The organism is Streptomyces sp. NPDC001056 (assembly GCF_053598955.1).
The window spans coordinates 57,260-74,829 of sequence record NZ_JBSFLI010000034.1 but is presented as its reverse complement, the minus strand read 5'-3'; the positions used below and the strand labels follow the sequence as shown (position 1 = coordinate 74,829).

General features: G+C 70.8%; 17 protein-coding genes and 1 pseudogene. 7 read left to right on the top strand and 11 right to left on the bottom strand.

The genetic code is table 11. The features are described 5' to 3' along the window. Positions 1-363, bottom strand: a 363-nt coding sequence (locus tag ACWDD7_RS30660; protein WP_450459794.1) for a helix-turn-helix domain-containing protein, incomplete at its 3' end; no start/stop codon positions are given. An 86-nt stretch (positions 364-449) separates the two neighbouring features. Continuing rightward, the gene (locus tag ACWDD7_RS30655) at positions 450-1,112 is read right to left on the bottom strand and encodes a hypothetical protein (RefSeq protein ID WP_450459793.1); all 663 of its coding nucleotides are present in this window, start codon (positions 1,110-1,112) and stop codon (positions 450-452) included. Between the two features lie 264 nt (positions 1,113-1,376). Between ACWDD7_RS30655 and ACWDD7_RS30650 the strand changes: the two genes are divergently transcribed. From ACWDD7_RS30650 to ACWDD7_RS30640, 3 genes are all read left to right on the top strand, one after another. Further along, on the top strand, positions 1,377-1,895 hold the full coding sequence (locus ACWDD7_RS30650) for a hypothetical protein (protein WP_450459792.1): 519 nt from the start codon (positions 1,377-1,379) through the stop codon (positions 1,893-1,895). Between the two features lie 30 nt (positions 1,896-1,925). After that, on the top strand, positions 1,926-2,213 hold the full coding sequence (locus ACWDD7_RS30645; RefSeq protein WP_450459791.1) for a hypothetical protein: 288 nt from the start codon (positions 1,926-1,928) through the stop codon (positions 2,211-2,213). 170 nt (positions 2,214-2,383) lie between these two features. Beyond that, on the top strand, positions 2,384-2,971 hold the full coding sequence (locus tag ACWDD7_RS30640; RefSeq protein ID WP_450459790.1) for a hypothetical protein: 588 nt from the start codon (positions 2,384-2,386) through the stop codon (positions 2,969-2,971). Here the strand turns inward: ACWDD7_RS30640 and ACWDD7_RS30635 are convergent. The 4 genes from ACWDD7_RS30635 to ACWDD7_RS30620 form a co-directional block, all read right to left on the bottom strand. Beyond that, positions 2,955-3,143, bottom strand: a complete 189-nt coding sequence (locus tag ACWDD7_RS30635) for a hypothetical protein (RefSeq protein ID WP_450459789.1) — start codon at positions 3,141-3,143, stop codon at positions 2,955-2,957. The two genes, ACWDD7_RS30640 and ACWDD7_RS30635, sit on opposite strands and share 17 nt — an antisense overlap. 200 nt (positions 3,144-3,343) lie before the next feature. Further along, the gene (locus ACWDD7_RS30630) at positions 3,344-4,183 is read right to left on the bottom strand and encodes a hypothetical protein (protein WP_450459788.1); all 840 of its coding nucleotides are present in this window, start codon (positions 4,181-4,183) and stop codon (positions 3,344-3,346) included. A gap of 1,782 nt (positions 4,184-5,965) precedes the next feature. Then, entirely contained in the window at positions 5,966-6,667 is a 702-nt protein-coding gene (locus ACWDD7_RS30625) for a hypothetical protein (RefSeq protein ID WP_450459787.1), read from the bottom strand. Beyond that, positions 6,664-7,089, bottom strand: coding sequence for a hypothetical protein (locus tag ACWDD7_RS30620; RefSeq protein WP_351874658.1), 426 nt, complete (start codon positions 7,087-7,089; stop codon positions 6,664-6,666). The genes ACWDD7_RS30625 and ACWDD7_RS30620 overlap by 4 nt, the downstream gene beginning before the upstream one ends. A gap of 188 nt (positions 7,090-7,277) precedes the next feature. Here ACWDD7_RS30620 and ACWDD7_RS30615 point away from each other — a divergent pair, with 188 nt between their 5' ends. Genes ACWDD7_RS30615 through ACWDD7_RS30605 form a run of 3 tightly spaced genes read left to right on the top strand, consistent with a single transcriptional unit; the run spans position 7,278 to position 10,259 of the window. Then, complete coding sequence (locus tag ACWDD7_RS30615; protein WP_450459786.1) at positions 7,278-8,534, top strand: ABC transporter substrate-binding protein; 1,257 nt, start codon at positions 7,278-7,280, stop codon at positions 8,532-8,534. Next, on the top strand, positions 8,531-9,433 hold the full coding sequence (locus ACWDD7_RS30610) for a carbohydrate ABC transporter permease (RefSeq protein WP_351874664.1): 903 nt from the start codon (positions 8,531-8,533) through the stop codon (positions 9,431-9,433). Before ACWDD7_RS30615 ends, ACWDD7_RS30610 begins: the two co-directional genes overlap by 4 nt. Then, positions 9,426-10,259, top strand: a complete 834-nt coding sequence (locus ACWDD7_RS30605; protein WP_351874666.1) for a carbohydrate ABC transporter permease — start codon at positions 9,426-9,428, stop codon at positions 10,257-10,259. Before ACWDD7_RS30610 ends, ACWDD7_RS30605 begins: the two co-directional genes overlap by 8 nt. A 10-nt stretch (positions 10,260-10,269) precedes the next feature. On the opposite strand, the gene ACWDD7_RS30600 is transcribed toward ACWDD7_RS30605, so the two are convergent. From ACWDD7_RS30600 to ACWDD7_RS30580, 5 genes and pseudogenes are all read right to left on the bottom strand, one after another. Beyond that, complete coding sequence (locus ACWDD7_RS30600; protein ID WP_351874669.1) at positions 10,270-10,956, bottom strand: class F sortase; 687 nt, start codon at positions 10,954-10,956, stop codon at positions 10,270-10,272. Between the two features lie 193 nt (positions 10,957-11,149). Further along, the gene (locus ACWDD7_RS30595) at positions 11,150-11,698 is read right to left on the bottom strand and encodes a hypothetical protein (protein WP_450459785.1); all 549 of its coding nucleotides are present in this window, start codon (positions 11,696-11,698) and stop codon (positions 11,150-11,152) included. Between the two features lie 330 nt (positions 11,699-12,028). Beyond that, entirely contained in the window at positions 12,029-13,678 is a 1,650-nt protein-coding gene (locus ACWDD7_RS30590; RefSeq protein ID WP_450459784.1) for a M4 family metallopeptidase, read from the bottom strand. 147 nt (positions 13,679-13,825) lie between these two features. Then, positions 13,826-15,296, bottom strand: a pseudogene (locus ACWDD7_RS30585) (membrane-associated oxidoreductase). A 2-nt stretch (positions 15,297-15,298) separates the two neighbouring features. Then, positions 15,299-16,009, bottom strand: coding sequence for a SanA/YdcF family protein (locus tag ACWDD7_RS30580; protein WP_450459783.1), 711 nt, complete (start codon positions 16,007-16,009; stop codon positions 15,299-15,301). Between the two features lie 261 nt (positions 16,010-16,270). Between ACWDD7_RS30580 and ACWDD7_RS30575 the strand changes: the two genes are divergently transcribed. Then, the gene (locus ACWDD7_RS30575; RefSeq protein ID WP_351870065.1) at positions 16,271-17,545 is read left to right on the top strand and encodes a deoxyguanosinetriphosphate triphosphohydrolase; all 1,275 of its coding nucleotides are present in this window, start codon (positions 16,271-16,273) and stop codon (positions 17,543-17,545) included. The last annotated feature ends 25 nt before the right edge of the window (positions 17,546-17,570 follow it).

The window sequence follows — 17,570 nt, the reverse complement described above, 5'->3', positions numbered from 1 at the left end:
GCCCTGGATGGTGTAGGTCAGATGGAAGCGCCGGCCGATCACCGTCTTGATCCGCGCGAGCGTCCAGCGTTGGTCCTCCCAGCCGTGCGCGGCCGGCCCCTTGGCCAGCTCCGCCTCCAGCTGGGTGAACTGCTTCTCGCTCAGCCTCGGCAGCGACGCCGGTCCCTGTGACCGCAGAGCCCTCGGGCCGCCCTCGGCCCACGTCTGCCGCCATCGCTGCACGGAGCGGACGCTGACCCGCAGGTCCTTGGCGATCACCGAGCTTGCCTCGCCCTGGGCAAACCTCTCGGCCGCCTTGAGTCGTAACACCTCGCGGAACTGCTGCCGTTCGACGGTCAACCCGCTCCCTTGTGGATACCGCATGCCCCGGTAATACCGCACGGGCGACGAGCCGTCAGCCCCTACGACACCACGAGTTCAACCTCAGTAGAACGGTCCGGCAGCAGCAGTTACAGGACGACGCCGTGCAGAGCGCGGCGGTCGCCGGACATCGCGTAGAGGCGGGCGGCGAGGCCGTGTTCGAGGGGTTCGCCGATCTGCTCGCACAGCAGCGCCAGGACGTCGGCGGCCTCGATGTCGGAGAGGTAGGCCGGGGCGACTTTGAGCATCAGCTCCCCGGTCGCGTGGGCGCTGGCATAGAGGTCATCGGCTGTGGCGCGCAGCGCGGCGACGGTCGGGTCCGTCGGCGGATCGGCGGGCGGTGGAGGCGGGGCGGTGCGGACGTCGCGGACGGCCTGGCCGACCACGGCGCGCACCGTGGCGGTGTCGAGGGCCTGGAGGCCGCTGTGGGCGAGCATGGCAAGGCGGCGGGTGATCAGCTCCGCGACGTCGTCGGCGCGGCTGGAGACGGCGATCAGGGCGCGCTGGGACAGGTCGTAGTCGAGCGCGGCCGCGCCGTCCGGGTCGCTGTCTCGCGTGTGAGACGTCTCGGTGCCGGCGGTGACCGCGCCGTGGATCGCGGCCAGGGCGCGGGCGACGTCCAGGAGCCGGTACGCCTGGGCGCGGCTGATGCCGAACTCCGCGGCGCAGTACGACTCCCAGCTGCTGTGCCCGAGCGGCACCCAGACGCGGGCGGCGTGCGCGTCGCGGACCCGGGCGGCGAGCACCGCCACGGAGCGCCGGACGTCATCTCCCGGGCACGGGCCACGGTCAGCGGCGGCCGCGCTGGTTCGGCGCCGTGCTCCTGGTCCTCGTGCTGCTCGCCCACGACTCCATCGTCCTCCGGGCCGGCGGGCGGCACCAGCGCGTGCGGGAGCACCGGCGCGAACTGTGCCTCACACCTGACAACCTTATAGATCGCCTCGTCTACCTGGGAAACGGGCTGAGAGTCTGGCAACCCTCGCAGGGTGGGCGTCGTCTCGCCTACCGTCGCCGTCATGAGTAGCGATGGCGTAGTGGTGGATGAGGCGGTCCGTGCGGCGTGGGACACCTACCGGATCCTGGAGAAGCGGACGCCCGCCAAGGAGCGCCAGCGGGCGCAGCAGCGGGTGGAGGCCGCGGTGGACTCCGTCGGGCGCGAGGAAGTCTCGCGGGGCACGGTGTTCTTGGTGGGGGTGCTGACCGGGTACCTGATCGCTGAGCCGCCCGGAGGCGGGGAGCAGCTTGATCCGCTCAACGACCTCATCCCTGCTGTGATCCGCCGGCTGCCCTCCTTCGAGATGGCCGACCCGGAGCAGGTGCCGATGGTGACTGGAGTCCTCATGGCCGCCGCCATGGGCATGGACACCGGGGCGTGGCGCGACCGGTTCGGGACGATCCCGCCGAAGGAGGCCATGGTCCACGGCTTCGTGCTGCGGCTGCTCGCGGACCTCTTCGACTCTCTGGTCGACAAGCCGGGCACCATCGACCAGTTGATGCGCGAGACCTTCGAGACCATGGGCGCCGGAAGCCGCTGACGTCGGACGGTCCAGCGAGGGGAGCCTGGTGTGGCGGGGCTTGAGCGGGAGTCGGCGGAGGTGCGGATCCCGAAGACGGCGCTGGACGCCTTCGCCGCGGCGCTGAGCGTGCGCACGGTGGCGATGCGGACGTGGCCCGACGGCATCGAGTGGATGTACCCGGTGGGCACGTGGGACGAGACGCACCTGGAGGTGGCGCTCATGCCCGGCGGCGAGGAGGTGTGGCTGCGGATGTCCACCGACCGCCCCAGCGTCGCCGTGTGGACCATCGAGCGGGCCTTCTCCCGGGAACTGTCCGGCGCGCCGCCGCCGGTCTGAGACGCGTAGCCCGCGCGGTTCGGCCGGCGCACGAACGGCGGCGGTCAGCGTGGCTTCCGGGAGGCCTGGTCGTTGAGTATCGGGCAGCGGCCACACGTCGGCAGGCCCACCGGCCGCACCGTGGCCCTGTGCTGGGGCGCTGACCGCCGTAGCAATGCGAACGAGGACCGATGCCGAAGAAGCCCGACCACGACCCGCCGTATGGCTACGACCCGGAGACGCACACGGTCCGGGTCGGTCAGCACGACCTGGCGCGGCTGCTGTTGATGTTCCGCTCGCTGATGCGCGAGCAGAAGCCGGGCTCGTGGGATCACATGAGGGACTACGACCTGTCCTTCGAGCGCCTCGCGGACGCGGTCGACGCCAGCTCGCAGATTCGGTATGGCAAGCGCTGGACGGGTCCTGATCTGCGGATGCGCTGCACTACGACCGAGCCGGTGTACGACTGGCCCGACGGCGCCCCGTACGACGGGGAGGCGACGTTCACCTGGATGGTGCCGGGCTACGCCTCGCACGCCAGCGAGGACGACCAGGTCCAGCCGTACTCGAACAGGGCGCTGTGCGGGTTCTCCTGGGTAAAGGCCGACAGGCCGCTCCGGGTGGAGGGCCTGCCGGACTGCCCGGAGTGCCGGCGCGAGGTCCAGCTCGGGGTGGCAACCGGTGGATACGGCCGTGGCTACGATCGGAAGCGCCCTGACCCCGGCAGTTGCGATGCCGGGGTCAGGGCGCCTGCACGGGTGGTTATCCGAGCCAGGTGATGGTGAGGACGGACAGGCGGCGTAGGGGCCGGTTCACCCAGTAGGTGAGGGAGAGCTGGCCGACGTCCTCGCCCTCGTGGTCGTCGGTGTTCCACTGCCGGAAGCCCCACGGATCGGCCGCAACGGCGTCCAGGACGTCCCACAGTGACTGATCTGCTGCACGCGAGTGCATTTTGAGCGCAACGCCGTCCGAGCACGCGGAGACTTACGGCATTGCAGTCCTGAGATGGGCTACTGACCTCGGCGGTAGTAGCGCACTACTCCCCAAACGGCACCGGCAGCGACGATCACGGCGATTACTGCCGTCACGATCGCTCCGCTGCTCATGCTTCCGAACATGGAACCCTCCAGGTTGTCATGGTCGCGAGAAGGTTACCTGAGCCAGCCGCCTCGGAAGCCGGTCTCGTCAGCCCAGAGGTGCTCGGTCGCGGACCACTCGGTGTCGACGACCTCGAGCTTGCCCGTCCAGGTGGTCTCTGCCGTCGCGTTCCCGGCCGCCGAGATCCACTTGCTGACCGGCGAGTGCGAGAAGCTGGAGAACGGCACGTAGTTGTAGTGCGAGGCGCCCGCGCTGTACACCTTGGTAGCTCGCGTGGTGTTGGAGTGGTAGTTCACCCAGATCTTCACCTCGGTGATCTTCACGCCGAACATCGTGTCGTTGACCCTGTACCAGGCGTTCCAGTCCGCCGCCTGGGCCGGCTGGTTGATCGGCATGCTGATGCCGCTGGGCGTCGTCATACCCGCGCTGGCGCCGTACGTGATGTCCCCGCCCTTTTCCGGTACGGAGGCGAGTTCGGTCCCAGCCGATCCGGCCCCGATATCGGAGACGTCACCGTTCACGAACGGCGACGGCGGGTTGTCGATGCCCACCCCACCCGTCGTCGCGTCGTAGTTCGGGTCGATGCCCGTGCTGTCTGTCGCCCCGTTCAGGAAGGAGACAAACTTCTGCGTGACCGAGGGATCCTTCAGGTAGGCCAGGAACTTGGTCTGCTTGTCGGCCGAGAGGGCGCTGAAGCCGTTGTACACGTGGAGGGCGTTGGTGTCGCCCGCGTTGATCTTGTCCGCGAGCCAGGACTTGTATGCGGCGGCAGACGACGTCGGATCGGTGGTGGCCGCCTGGCTCGCGGGCGCAGCAGCTGTCAGGGTGGCTGCTGTGAGCGCGGCGGTGAGCAAGCCGGTGAGAGCGGATCTGACACGAATGGTGCGATGCATGGAAGTTCCCCCCTGGAACATCTTGATGAGAGGAGGCCCGGGTCGGCCTCATAGCGCCGCCTCCGTAACGATCTTGGTGGCGGCGAAGTTGATATTGGTCCATCTCGGGGGGGGATTGCAAGGCCGCGTCAGGGCCTCAGAGCGAGACTTGAGGTTTGAGCAGACACTTAAAGCCAAAGGAAAAAAATAGCGTCAAATCCCGTAACTGTGGTTGCTTTGCGTGCACTCGCTTGATAAATGCAAGGTTAAGTCGAGTAAATTTGACCATACCATAAAGATATCATTACCTGATCATTAACCAAAGTGCGCCGAGGTGTGCTTAGGACCTGTGGGTCGAGCACGGGTTGGTAGCGAAGGACGTACCTTGAACGGAACGGAGATCAACCGATCCAGCAGGCTTTGACTGTTACTCATGCGCCGACCCGCCGTACGTTCTACGCCTATGTCGGCGGCGACCTGGACCAGGCATATCGAGAAGCTACGTTCCCCGCCGCGTGGCATCGGCTGTAACCGCCAGACGCCACACAGAGAGGGAGCCGTAAATGGCAGCGTGTCTCGATCGATCAGCCGCAGAACTAAGATCGAGCATCACGAGGGTGCTGCGGATCCCCCGGAATTGACATCCGCAAGGCCACTTCTGAAATGGCCCGCTCTGCCACCCGGCCGATCCTCAAGATCAAGCCGAGCGCGGCTACATGCAATTGCAAAAGCCCCCGGCAGAAGGTCCGGGGGCCACCCGATCGTGAACAAACGAGCGGGGCCGAAAACCGGTAGACCGGTCATCTTTGATCACTATGACAGCGAAGCGGCGACCTGACAACCTCTCACTTGCACGACAAGCGGGCACCAGGGGGACCTATGCGGCGCGCCACGCTCCCTCCATCGCCCGCAGGTGCGATCCGTCCACCGCCGCTCGGGAGAACACGACGCTCCCGCAAGCCGCAGGCCGGGCAGTCGCCGGGCTCCTCACTCCGGCCACGGACCACCCGTGGGCTGGCTGGGCGTTCAGCGCAGGGTGGAGCTCACGTGAGAGGCTGCACGTCACTCTCGTCGTACCGGAGCTGGTGGTAGAGGTCGGCGTCGACGTCGCACGCGATGGCGGCCGGACGCTGGCGCCACCCGGCGAGCTGGCACCGCTCCCGCCCGGACCTGTCGCCGGACGACACCCGCGCTTCGAGCCGAGGTCGACAGACTGAGCTGTCGGGGCCGGACTGGAAGTCGAGTACCCACGCGCCCCCGGCCACGGCGAAGACGATGTCGCCCGCCGCGCCGGCGTCGGTGACGTCGCTGGCGGCCGGGTGCGCCTCCAGGACGTCGTGCCAGGCGCACGGCCTCTTCGTCCGCGGCGGTCAGCCGGGTCTTGCCGCGGTCGATGGGCGGATGTGGTCGGATGGGTTAGTGGCAGCAGCATGCCCCCAGACTCACCGATCGTGACTTCGCTGACCAGAGACGGACGCGGCGACCGAGTCGGCGGGTACGGCGATGGCGGCATCAGCGCTGGATGTCAGCGGAACAGCTCGGGCATCGGGCGGGCCGTCAGCGATCCGGCGAGGCGGCCGGGCGAGGGTGTGGGCCCGCGACGGCAGGCGAGCCGAAGCCTGTGGGGAGAAGTCCGGCAGCAAGGTCCGCGTCCCCGACGGCACGACGCTTCACGATCCTGGAAGCCGTGCTGAACGACGTGTCCTGAGAGTGCGCTGCGAGGGGCGGCAGATGACGAGTCCCCTGCTCAGGGCGTTGCCCTTACGCCCGGTGCGGGGGTGCCGCCCCTCGGCGTACGGGAGGTCAGGAAGCGCCGTTCCACACGGTGACGCTGCCCGAGTAGCTGCCGCCGCCTTCGTCGAATGCCATGACGGTGACGAAGGCCGTACGGCCCTTCGCCGATTTCACGCAGTAGCGGCTGCCGGGGCTGACCGGCAGGCTCTCCGCTCCCTGGGTGGCGACCAGCGTCGTGCACTGCTGCCGGCTGGGGCGCCCGGTGCCCTGCCATGCGGCGATGGTCGGTTCCACCGTGAAAGATCCGCCGCCCAGGCCGTAGATCGTGTCCTGGCGGGTGTCACCGACGGTGGAGTAGTTGATCCAGAAGCTCGCTCCCGTGTTGCTCGACAGCACCGAGGGCGGATTCGAGTCGAGATAGACGTTGGTCAGTCTGAGATCCCCGTTATATACCGGCTTGTCCGTCCGGGGGCTCGGTGACGCCTCGTCGCCGGAGGTGGATGCCGAGGGGCTCACCGCGGACGGGGATGTCGGGGTCGCGCCGGCCTGTGCGGAGGCCGGCGCGCCCGGCGACCGCTGTGCCGCCTTGTCGCCGGAGGCCGGCCACACGATCACGGTGATGCCGATCGCCACCGCCGCGAGGCCGGCCGCGAGCACCGTCAACCGCCCCACCGAAAAGTGGAAGTGGGTCTCGACGTGCTGGTTGTTCTGGTCGCGGCCGGCCTGGTGCACCTGCCCCTGCCCGGACGCCTCCCCGTGCTGGGATCTCATCGCTCGGTGATGTGCTGGTCCCGACCCGCCTGGTAGACCCGGCCGTTGCCGGTCGCGCGGGCGCTCATCCGGACCTCCCCGACATCGGCGCCGCGCCCCGCGGGAAGCGCGCCGGCCTCCTCCAGGAGCTCGCGCAGCGTGGCGGCCAGGTCGGGGTACTCCACCAGGAGTCGCCGGACCCGCCCCTGCCACTCCGCACGCAGCTCCGCCTCGGAGAGTTCGTCACCACGTGCGCGTGCGCTGAGCAAGTCGCTGCGTGTCGCGTCGAGTTGGCTCCCCACCTGCTCCGTGCCCTCCGGATGCGCTCGACGCCACAGGGCGACGATCCCGTCCCGCGTGCGGTTCCAGGTATCCGTCGCCATGGCGCCGACGATCGCGGTTCCAGCGGTGCGCGCCAGCTCGACAGCCGTCTCCGGGTTCACCGTGCCCCCTCGTCCCGTTCCTCGTCACGGTCGTACGGGCGAGCGGCCCCGCCCGCTGGAAATGGTAGGGCAACGGGAAGTCACACGCTGTCCGAGTGCGGTGACACACCGCCGCGGCACCCTTTCGTAATCGGCACGCATGGTTGATCGTTGGGCCGTGCGTTGAGGACCGACGTCAGGGGGAGAAGATGACGATCAGCCGTAGGACGCTGCTGGGCGCGGGTGCCGGACTCGGTGCGGGGATGCTGAGCGCCTGTGGGTCCAACACCGGGCGTGGGTCCGGGAGTTCGGGTGGGGTGCGGCTCGCGCAGTGGTACCACCAGTACGGGGAGCCCGGGACCGAGCAGGCTGTGCAGCGGTATGCCGCCGCCTACAAGAAGGCGCACGTCACGGTGCAGTGGCGGCCCGGGAACTACGACCAGCAGACCGCCGCCGCGTTGCTCACCGACTCCGGACCCGATGTCTTCGAGGTCAACGGGCCCTCGCTCGACCAGATCCAGGGCGGGCAGGTCGAGGACCTGACCGCGTTACTGGACGGGGTCAGGGACGACTTCAATCCGGCGGTGCTGGAGCCGAAGACGTATCAGGGGAAGATCTACGGCATTCCGCAGACCATCGACATGCAGATGCTCTATTACCGCAAGAGCATGCTGCGGGACGCGGGGGTGCGGGCGCCGCAGACGCTCGACGAACTCGTCGACGCCGCCCACAAGTTGACCAGCAGCAAGGTCAAGGGGTTGTTCCTCGGGAACGACGGGGGTGCCGGGGTGCTCGGCGGGACACCCCTGTACGCGGCCGGGCTCCGCCTGGTGACCGAGGACGGGAAGGCCGGCTTCGATGATCCCGCCGCCGCCCGGACCCTCGGCAAACTCCACCGGCTCTACGCCGACAGGTCCCTGCTGCTCGGCGCGCCCGCCGACTGGTCCGACCCCTCCGCCTTCCTCCAGGGGCTCACCGCGATGCAGTGGTCCGGGCTGTGGGCCCTGCCGCAGGTGCAGAAGGAACTCGGCGACGACTTCGGGGTGTTGCCGTTCCCCAAGGACGGCACCGCCGGGAAGCCCGCGGTCCCCGTCGGGGCGTACGGCGCCGCCGTCAGCGCGCGCAGCAGGCACAAGGAGGCGGCCAAGGAGTACGTGAAGTGGCTCTGGGTCGAACGCACCGACGACCAGGAGGACTTCGCGCTCGGTTACGGCTTCCACATCCCGGCCCGGATCTCCCTCGCCGAGAAGGCCGGCAGGCTGAAGTCGGGCGCCGCCGCCGATGCCGTCCGGTTCGCCACCGAACACGGTTACGCCCAGCCCCTGTTGTGGACCCCGGCCGCCCAGACCGTCTACCAGGACGCGCTGAGCAGGATCATCAAGGACGGCGCGAGCCCGGAGGACGAACTGCGGGGCGTCGTGAGGAAGGTGTCCGCGGAACTCGACCGCGTGCGGCACACGTCGTGAGGCGCGGGAGGACCTTCTGGTTCTGGGTGTTCGTGGGGCCGTTCGCGGCCGGGCTCGCGCTGTTCACCTACGTTCCGCTGCTGTGGAGCGTCGGCCTGAGCTTCTTCGACGCGCACAACACCGTGACGCCCACGCGCTTCGTCGGCCTGGACAACTACACGGCGATGCTGAGGGACGCCGCGTTCACCGGGAGCCTGCGCACGTTCCTCGTCTTCACCGCCTTCATCGTGCCGGTCACCTTCGCCCTCTCCCTCGCGCTCGCGCTGATGGTCAACCGGGTGCGGCGGGCCCGCGCGTTCTTCCGGTCGGTCTTCTTCCTCCCCGCCGCGTGCAGTTACGTCGTGGCCGCCCTGATCTGGAAGATGTCCCTTTTCAGCGGGGTGCGCTTCGGGCTCGCCAACACCGTGCTGGGCTGGTTCGGCACCGACCCCGTGGCCTGGCTGTCGACCACCGATCCGCCCTGGTACTGGCTGGTCATCGTGACCGTACGGCTGTGGTTGCAGGCCGGGTTCTACATGATCCTGTTCCTCGCCGGGCTCCAGCGGATCGACCCGGTGCTCTACGAGGCCGCCGCCGTGGACGGGGCCCGGCCCGGCTGGACGGTGCTGCGGCACATCACCCTGCCCCAGCTGCGGACCACCTCGGTCGCGGTGGCGCTGCTGCTCGTCATCAACGCCTTCCAGGCCTTCGACGAGTTCTACAACCTGCTGTCGGACGCCCGTGGTTACCCGCCGTACGCCCGCCCGCCCCTCGTCTACCTCTACTACACCGCCCTCGGCCAGGGACAGAACCTGGGGCTCGGCAGCGCGGGCGCGGTGATCCTCGCCCTGATCATCGCGATCGTCACGGTCGGGCAGGCGCGCTGGCTGCGGCTGGGAAGGAGCGAAGCCGATGGATGACGCGCTGGTACGGGCCGGACGGGCGCTGCGGGTCGCGGTGCTCGTGGCGCTCGCGCTGCTCTTCCTCGTGCCCTTCTATCTGCTGGTCCGCAACGGGCTGTCCAGCGAGCAGGACATCACCTCACCCGACTGGACCTTCTTCCCGACCGAGGTGAGGTGGGGGAACGTACGGGAGCTGTTCGACGACCCCTCCGTACCGTTCGCCCGGTCGCTGCTCAACTCCGCCCTGATCGCCGTCGCCACCACCCTCGGCACCCTCCTGCTCGCCTCCCTCGCGGGCTACGGCCTCGCCCGCATCCCCTACCGGCACGCGAACAAGGTGTTCTACGGCATCCTCGGCACCCTCCTGGTCCCGGCCGCCGTCACCTTCGTACCGAGCTTCGTGCTGGTGTCGTCCCTCGGCTGGATCTCCACGCTGCGCGGGCTGATCGTCCCCACCCTGTTCTCGGCGTTCGCCTGCTTCGTCTTCCGGCAGTACTTCCTGGGGTTTCCCCGGGAGCTGGAGGACGCGGCCCAGGTCGACGGGCTCGGCCCCTGGCGGACGTACTGGCTGGTGGTCGTGCCCAACGCGCGGCCGGTGTTCGCGGCGGTCGGCACCATCGTCTTCCTCGGCGCCTGGAACTCCTTCCTGTGGCCGCTGGTGATCGGGCAGGACCAGAGCGCCTGGACGGTCCAGGTGGCGCTGTCCTCCTTCACCACCGCCCAGGTGGTGCGCCTGCACGAGCTGTTCGTCGCGGCGGCCGCCTCGATCCTGCCGCTGCTGGTGGTGTTCCTGTGCTTCCAGCGGTGGATCGTGGCGGGGGTGGAGCGGTCGGGCATCGACTGACCGCCCCGGCTCAGCGGCTGCCGGTCAGATGGGCGAAGACGACCACGTTGCCCTGGTAGCCGGTGGTCTTCGAGTAGCCGCCGCCGCAGGTGATCACGCGCAGCTCCGGGCGGTGGGCGGCGCCGTAGACCTTCTGGTCGGGGAAGTTGCTGGCGGCGTAGACCTCGACGGCGTCCACGGTGAACTCGGCCACCGTGCCGTCCCGGCGGTCCACCTCGATCCGGGCGCCCCGCTTGAGCGCGCCCAGGTCGTAGAAGACGGCCGGGCCCTCCGTGTTGTCGACGTGCCCGGCGACCACCGCGGTCCCGGTCTCACCGGGCATCGTCCCGGCCTCGTACCAGCCGGCCAGGTTCTTGTTCCGCGCGGGCGGCACGTCCAGGCTGCCGGAGGGGGTGAGGGCGAGGCCCATCAGCGGGGCGTTCACGCGGATGGCCGGGATGCGGATGCGCAGCGGCGGGGACGGCGGCAGGGAGGGCGCGCTCAGGCGCTCCTCGCCGGGGTCGGGGCGGCCCTCGGCGGCCGTCGGCTGCGGGGGAGTGTGCGACCGGCCGCCCAGCAGCCAGACTCCCGAGGCGAGCGCGACCACGGTGACCGCGGCTATCGCGGTGTCCCCGAGCCGGCGCGCGCGGCGCCCACGCGGGCGCAACCGGCGGTTGCCACGGGTACGGCTCCCGGTCGTACGGCCTGTGCTGCGCATACGGACCCCTCTCCCGGGGGCGGACCCCCGAACTGGACCTGGGGTGCCCGGACCGGACCTGGGAGGGCCCGGACCGGACCTGGGCGGTCCGCCAGCTGCTGGCGGACCCCCTCCCCCTCCGGGCCGCGAGGGGCATCGGACCCGGAGGGGGCGGGACGTGCGGTACCGGCGGACGGACAGCGGAGGGTGTCCGTCAGATCCCGTCGCCTCTCGCCCGGCGATGCAGGAGCCAGGTACCGCCCGCGGCGGCGACGGCCAGCGCCGCCACGCCCGCCGCGGTCTGCACGGGGTCGGGACCGAGCGCGCCGCCGACCCCCGTCTTCACGCTTCCGCGCGGCTGCACCTGCGCCGCGCCGAGGGCCACCACCAGGTCGCCCGTCACCTGCCTGCTCCCCTCCGCGCACTTCGCGACGATCTCGTACGTCCCCGGCTGCGCGCTCGGCGGCACCTGGAAGCGGCCGATCGCCTCGCCCTGGTGCGTGGTGGGCGCCAGGGTGAAGACGCCGGCGCCGACCGCGCCCGCGTCCCCGGTCGCGCCCTCCTTGTCCCCGCAGGCGGCGGTGTTCACCGTGACCTGTCCGCCGGGGATCGCGGTGGCCGGGTACACCTCCAGGCTGCCGACGGGGGCGCGGAAGGGCCGGGCCGCCGGCTGCGGCGCGCCGCCGTGGGCGGGCGCGGCGGCGAGTGCCGCCGCGCCCGCGGCGAGCGCGGTACCGGTCAGCAGACGGGCGGTGCGTCGCATGGTGCTCCCCAGAGCTTGTCCGACTGGTGTGTCCCCTGCCCTTTTGAGAAAAAGGGCTCGCGGCGCGATCCGCTTGCCGAGAGTTCGCCCGGACTGCGGTGAACGGGTGGCGGGCGCGGCGGCCATACGGCTGAGTCGTGGGGGAGTCCGGGCAGGTCAGGGGCGGTGTGCCCGGGTGCGGGAAGGGAATGTGCGAGGAACACACGAATGGAGCGACAGGGAAAGGGAGAACGGGTGACGGGGCGTCATGGACGGGCGCGGTCATGGGACAGGGGCCCCGCGCGGCGGACCACCGCGGAACCCCTGCCCCCTCGTTCGCGACCCGCCGGCTCAGTTCACGTTGACCGCGCTCCACGCCGCCGCCACCGCGTTGTACTCCGCGCTGCCCGCGCCGTAGAGGTCCTTGGCCGCGTTGAGGGTGGCCGTGCGGGCGCCCGCGTAGTCGGTGGAGGAGGTCATGTAGACCGTCAGCGCCCGGTACCAGATCCGGCCGACCTTGTCGCGGCCGATGCCGGTGACCGTGGAGCCGTTGTACGTGGGCGAGTTGTAGTCGACGCCGTTGATGGTCCTGGCGCCGCTGCCCTCCGCGAGGAGGTAGGCGAAGTGGTTGGCGACGCCGGAGGAGTAGTGGACGTCGAGGTTGCCGACCGAACTGCTCCAGTAGTCGGCGGAGTTGCCGTCCCTGGAGGGCTGGTCCATGTAGCGCAGGGCGGTGCCGCCGAAGCCGGGGCGGACGATCTCCTCGCCGATGAGGTAGTCACCGGGGTCCGAGGGGTTGTCGGCGTACCACTCGACCATGGTGCCGAGGATGTCCGAGGTGGCCTCGTTCAGGCCGCCGGACTCGCCCGAGTAGGTCAGGCCGGCCGTCTTGGAGGTGACGCCGTGCGACATCTCGTGCCCGGCCACGTCCAGCGCGACCAGCGGCCCGAAGGTGGTCCCGTCGCCGTCGCCGTACGTCATGCAGAAGCAGCTGTCGTCCCAGAAGGCGTTGTTGTAGCCGTTGCCGTAGTGGACGCGGTTGTACGACCCCTTGCCGTCACCGGCGATGCCGTTGCGGCCGTGGACGTTCTTGTAGTAGTCCCAGGTCTCGTCGGTGCCGTACTGGGCGTCGACCGCGGCCGAGGACCGGTCGGCGGTGCTGCCCGTGCCCCAGTGGTTGTCGGCGTCCGTGAACACGGTCGAGGGCGCCCGGCTGATGCAGATGCCGAAGATGCACAGGTCGGTCTTGTTGGCGGCGTCCCCGGTGTAGGTGTTGCCCCGGGTCGGGTCCTTGAGCTGGTACGACGATCCGGACAGGGTCGTCTCCAGCGGTACCGTGCCGCTGTACAGCGACTGGCCGTCGCCGGTGGCGGTCTCGATGCTGTCCCAGGCGTCGATCCGGGCGCCGGTGCGGGCGTCGGTCAGCACGGTGCGCGCGACCGGGTTGCCGAGCGAGTCGAGGCCGACCGCGTTGGTGCGCCAGGCGAGGCGGGGGGTGCCGTGCAGCGCGTCCACGACCAGCTGCGGCTTGGCCTTGACCTGCCGCAGCCGCTCCCCGGGGTGGGCCGCGCGCAGCGCGTTCGCCGCGAGGCCGGCGGCGTCGGGGGCGGAGACCCGCGGGGTGGTCGAGGGCACCGAGATCGTGGCGCGGCTGGCCCGGTCGGCGCTCCGGTAGGTGCCGTCGCGGCCGAGGTGGACGACGAAGTCGCCGCCGAGCACGGGGAGTTGGTGGTAGGTCCGGTCGTAGCGGACGTGCTGGGTGCCGTCCTTGTCCACGATCACGTCCCGCACGCTCGTGGCCTGCGCCGGGCCGAGCCCGAGACTCGACGCGTGCGCCACGAGCGCCGACGCCGCGTGCCGCACGGCGGCGGCCCGCGTGGGTGTGGCCGCGGCATGGGCGGCGGGGGAGAGGGTGACGGCCAGCAGGGTCGCACTGGTGACGGCGACACCGGCGGTGGCGAGACGACGGGTTCCTCGGACGTGCTGCCGTATCCGGCTCATCTGTCTCCTCGGAAAGGGCGCCAGCTAGGCGTGGGGGATGACGCTGGATGCCCTGAGATTTAAGGGGTCATGACAAGCGATGTCCATAGGGGGTTCACAGGAAAGGCGGGAAGAAGCCCCTTGCGTCCTGCCCCGACCGCCCTCGTGTCACTGCCGGTTCAACGACCGCGTGACGCCCGCCGCGATCGTCGTCGCCAGTACCCAGCCCATGGCGATCAGCAGGTACGACAGCCACTGGTAGCCGCCCCTGGGGGCGTAGGCGGACTCCTGGCCGAAGTCGATGATGGGGAGGAGGAGGTCGAGGGTGTAGAAGAGCGGGTTGAAGGCGGGCGCCTCCGAGGGCTTGAGCGCGGGCGGGTGGTGCAGGGTGAAGGCGAGGGCGCCCGTGCACAGGAGCAGGAGGAGCCAGAACGCCGCGCGCATCGGGCGGAAGCCGTAGCCGACGGCGGCGTCCTGGAGGTAGCCCCACAGCCGGGCGTACGGCGGCAGGGTGCGGCGGTGGCGGCGGAGCTTGGCCAGCTGGACGGTACGGGCGGCGGCGTCGTCGCCCACCGTGCGGTAGGCGGTGGTCAACTGCTCGTAGGGGTGGGGGAGATAGCCGTCCGGTTCGCGTTCCAGCAGGGGCAGGCGCTGTTCGGCGGGGAGGTGCGGGGTCAGGACGCGGTAGGCCAGGCCGTCGAGTTGGACCCGGTCGGGCCAGACCTCCGGCAGCACGTGCAGCAGGTCGAGCTGGGCACGGCGCAGGTTGACCGTGCCCTCGATCGGTGCCGCCGAGCGCAGCCACAGCTCGCCGATGACGCTGCTGCTGGCGCGCAGGGCATGGCCGTCGGGATGGGACAACCGAGCGTGGGCCAGGTTGAGTTGGCGCGGGATGCGGGCGCCGCTGAGGTTCACCCGGCCCCGGGCGCGCAGCCGCATCGCGTGCAGATCGGTGCCGACCGCCAGCACCTCGGCGTGCAGCGCGGTGCCGCCGGGGGCGTCGAGCACCGCGTCGTTGAGGTTCACCTGCCCGCCGACGACCGCCCCGTTCAGCTGCACCGTGCCGTGCGCGACCAGCCCCGGCGCCCACACGTCCGTGCCCAGCTCGGCGTGGTTGAGCTGGAGCACGGCCTCCTCGGGGCCCTCGCCCGGCGTCCCCAGGCGTGCCCCGTTGGCGAAGAACGCCCCGGCCAGCTTCGCCCCCTGGAGCCGTACCGGGCCCGTGATGCGGCAGCAGGTGATCCGTACGACCCCGTCGGCGCGCAGCGTCCCGGCCGTCAGCCCCGGCAGCACCGAGTCGCTGAGGACCAGGGCGAAGATCCGCGCCCCGTACAGGTCGGGCGCCTGCTCGAAGTGGCAGTGCCGCAGCCGGACGGCGTGTTCGACGCTGCCGTACTTCAGGTCCAGCCGCCCGGTGATCCGCGCGCCCCGCACCTTCAGCCCGGCCGTACGGCCCTCCCGCACCGGCCCGGCCAGCAGCAACTCCCGCAGGAACTCCCCCCCGTACGGTGCGCTCCGGCCCCCAGTCGGCGCCCCGCGCGGGATCGTCGTCGTCCCCCTCCCGGAAGTCGACCCCCTCACCGAGCGGGAAGGCGTCCCGGACGCGCAGTTCGGCGGGCGTCAGGTCCGTGATCCCCATGCTCAGCCGTTCCCCCGCCGGGCCGTGCCCGCCGGACTCCCCGCCCCGGCAAGCGCCTTCGCGACCCCCTGGTCCCGGGGGCCCAGGAAGGTCGGGTTCGGGCGGAAAAGGGTGTCCAGCAGCGCCTTGCCCGCCGCGAACACCTCGCGTGTGCCGCCGTAGTACCAGGTCACGTCGTGCGGCTCGTCGACCCCGACGCCGTACGAGTCGACGCCCGCCGCCTCGCACAGCGCGATCGCCCGCCTGATGTGGAAGCCCTGGCTGACCAGCACGGCCCGGTCCACCCCGAAGATCTTCTTCGCCCGGACGCAGGAGTCCCAGGTGTCGAACCCGGCGTAGTCGCGCACGATCCGCCTGCCCGGCACCCCGTGCTCGGTCAGGTAGGTGCGCATGGCGTCCGGCTCGTCGTAGTCCTTGCGGCTGTTGTCGCCGGTGACCAGGACGGCCCTGATCCGGCCCGCGTGGTACAGCGCCGCCGTCGCGTCCAGGCGGCGCGCCAGGTACGGCGACGGCTCCCCGTTCCACAGCCCGGCCCCGAACACCACCGCGACCGGTGCCTTCGGCGCGTCCGCGACCGTGCGCATCCGGCCCGCCGTGGACGTGAACAGCCAGGTCGCCGGCAGCAGTGCCAGCACGCAGACGGCCACCACGGCCTGCACCAGCCGCCGCTGCCCGGTGCGTGTGCGCGGCAGCCGCGGTCGACGGATCCTCATGTGCTCCCCTTCGGTTCGGAACCCGGTGTCCGGTACCGGCTGTTGGGTCCCGGTTCCCGGTCCCGGCGTCCGGCCCGCGTACGGGGTCCCGCCGCCCGGTCCCGATGTCGGTTCCGACCAAGGAGGACGCCTGCGGCGGCGATCCGGTTCGCCTCGTTGTGCGATTTCGCCGCCGTCGGAAGGGCGAAATTCCCGCCGCGGCCATACGACTGGGCCACCCGGCACCCTCCATTCGTCACCACCTGCGCTTACTGTCGAATCATGGAAGGCAGCGCATCCACCGACCCCTACGGCCCGGCCGCGCTGGAGCGCTGGGCGCCCGAGCCCGACAAGCGCCCCGGCCGCACCGCCTTCCAGCGCGACCGCGCCCGCATCCTGCACTCCGCCGCGCTGCGCCGCCTCGCCGGCAAGACCCAGGTCGTCACGCCGGGCAGCCACAGCCAGGTCTGGGACGCCAGCCCTCGCACCCGGCTCACCCACTCCCTGGAATGCGCCCAGGTCGGCCGGGAACTGGGCGCCGCCCTCGGCTGCGACCCCGACCTGGTCGAGACGGCCTGTCTCTCCCACGACCTGGGCCATCCGCCCTTCGGCCACAACGGCGAACAGGCGCTGAACGCCTTCGCGGACGACTGCGGCGGCTTCGAGGGCAACGCGCAGTCCCTGCGCCTGCTCACCCGCATCGAGCCCAAGCGGTTCACCGAGGAGGGGTCCGTCGGCCTCAACCTCACCCGCGCCGCCCTCGACGCCGCCACCAAGTACCCGTGGCCGCGCGGCGCCCATCCCACCGACCCCGCGTCCGGGAAGTTCGGGGTGTACGAGGACGACCGCCCGGTGTTCGACTGGGTCAGGGCCGAGGCCCCCGGCACCCGCACCTGCTTCGAGGCCCAGGTCATGGACTGGTCCGACGACGTGGCGTACTCCGTGCACGATGTCGAGGACGGCCTGCACGCCGGCCACATCGACCCCAACTGCCTGCATGCCGAGCCCGAACGGCAGGCCGTGTTCGAGGTGGCCGTCGGCCGCTACGTCCCCGCCGGCACCGATCCCGCCGAACTCGCGGGCGCCCTCGACCGCCTCCAGGACGAGGAGTGGTGGCCGCACGGCTACGACGGCACCGCGGTCGCCCAGGCCCGTCTGAAGGACGCCACCAGTCAGCTCATCGGACGGTTCTGCCTGGCCGCCGAGGCCGCCACCCGCGCCACGTACGGCAGCGGCCGGCTCACCCGTTACGGCGCGCGCCTCGTCGTACCCCGCGAGACCCGGATGGAGTGCGCGGTGCTCAAGGCGGTCGCCGACCGGTACGTGATGCAGCGCGCCGAGCAGGAGCGGCTGCGGGCCGATCAGCGGGTGATCGTGGCGGAGCTGGCCGAGGCGCTGACCGCCCGCGCGCCGGACGGCCTGGACCCGCAGTTTCGGGCCCTGTTCGACGGGGCATCCGACGACCACGCGCGCAAGCGGGTGATCGTCGACCAGATCGCGTCCCTCACCGACGCCTCCGCCCTCTCGCTGCACGCGAGACTGACGGGGCATATGTGAGGGGAACGTGACACCGGGTGGCCTG

Excerpts from the sequence above, each read along its gene's own strand:
- ACWDD7_RS30615 (WP_450459786.1), top strand. The coding sequence starts at position 7,278 with ATGACGATCAGCCGTAGGACGCTGCTGGGCGCGGGTGCCGGACTCGGT.
- ACWDD7_RS30640 (WP_450459790.1), top strand. The coding sequence starts at position 2,384 with ATGCCGAAGAAGCCCGACCACGACCCGCCGTATGGCTACGACCCGGAG.
- ACWDD7_RS30580 (WP_450459783.1), bottom strand. The coding sequence starts at position 16,009 with ATGAGGATCCGTCGACCGCGGCTGCCGCGCACACGCACCGGGCAGCGG.
- ACWDD7_RS30600 (WP_351874669.1), bottom strand. The coding sequence starts at position 10,956 with ATGCGCAGCACAGGCCGTACGACCGGGAGCCGTACCCGTGGCAACCGC.
- ACWDD7_RS30595 (WP_450459785.1), bottom strand. The coding sequence starts at position 11,698 with ATGCGACGCACCGCCCGTCTGCTGACCGGTACCGCGCTCGCCGCGGGC.
- ACWDD7_RS30575 (WP_351870065.1), top strand. The coding sequence starts at position 16,271 with ATGGAAGGCAGCGCATCCACCGACCCCTACGGCCCGGCCGCGCTGGAG.
- ACWDD7_RS30635 (WP_450459789.1), bottom strand. The coding sequence starts at position 3,143 with ATGCACTCGCGTGCAGCAGATCAGTCACTGTGGGACGTCCTGGACGCC.
- ACWDD7_RS30590 (WP_450459784.1), bottom strand. The coding sequence starts at position 13,678 with ATGAGCCGGATACGGCAGCACGTCCGAGGAACCCGTCGTCTCGCCACC.
- ACWDD7_RS30605 (WP_351874666.1), top strand. The coding sequence starts at position 9,426 with ATGGATGACGCGCTGGTACGGGCCGGACGGGCGCTGCGGGTCGCGGTG.
- ACWDD7_RS30630 (WP_450459788.1), bottom strand. The coding sequence starts at position 4,183 with ATGCATCGCACCATTCGTGTCAGATCCGCTCTCACCGGCTTGCTCACC.
- ACWDD7_RS30625 (WP_450459787.1), bottom strand. The coding sequence starts at position 6,667 with ATGAGATCCCAGCACGGGGAGGCGTCCGGGCAGGGGCAGGTGCACCAG.
- ACWDD7_RS30650 (WP_450459792.1), top strand. The coding sequence starts at position 1,377 with ATGAGTAGCGATGGCGTAGTGGTGGATGAGGCGGTCCGTGCGGCGTGG.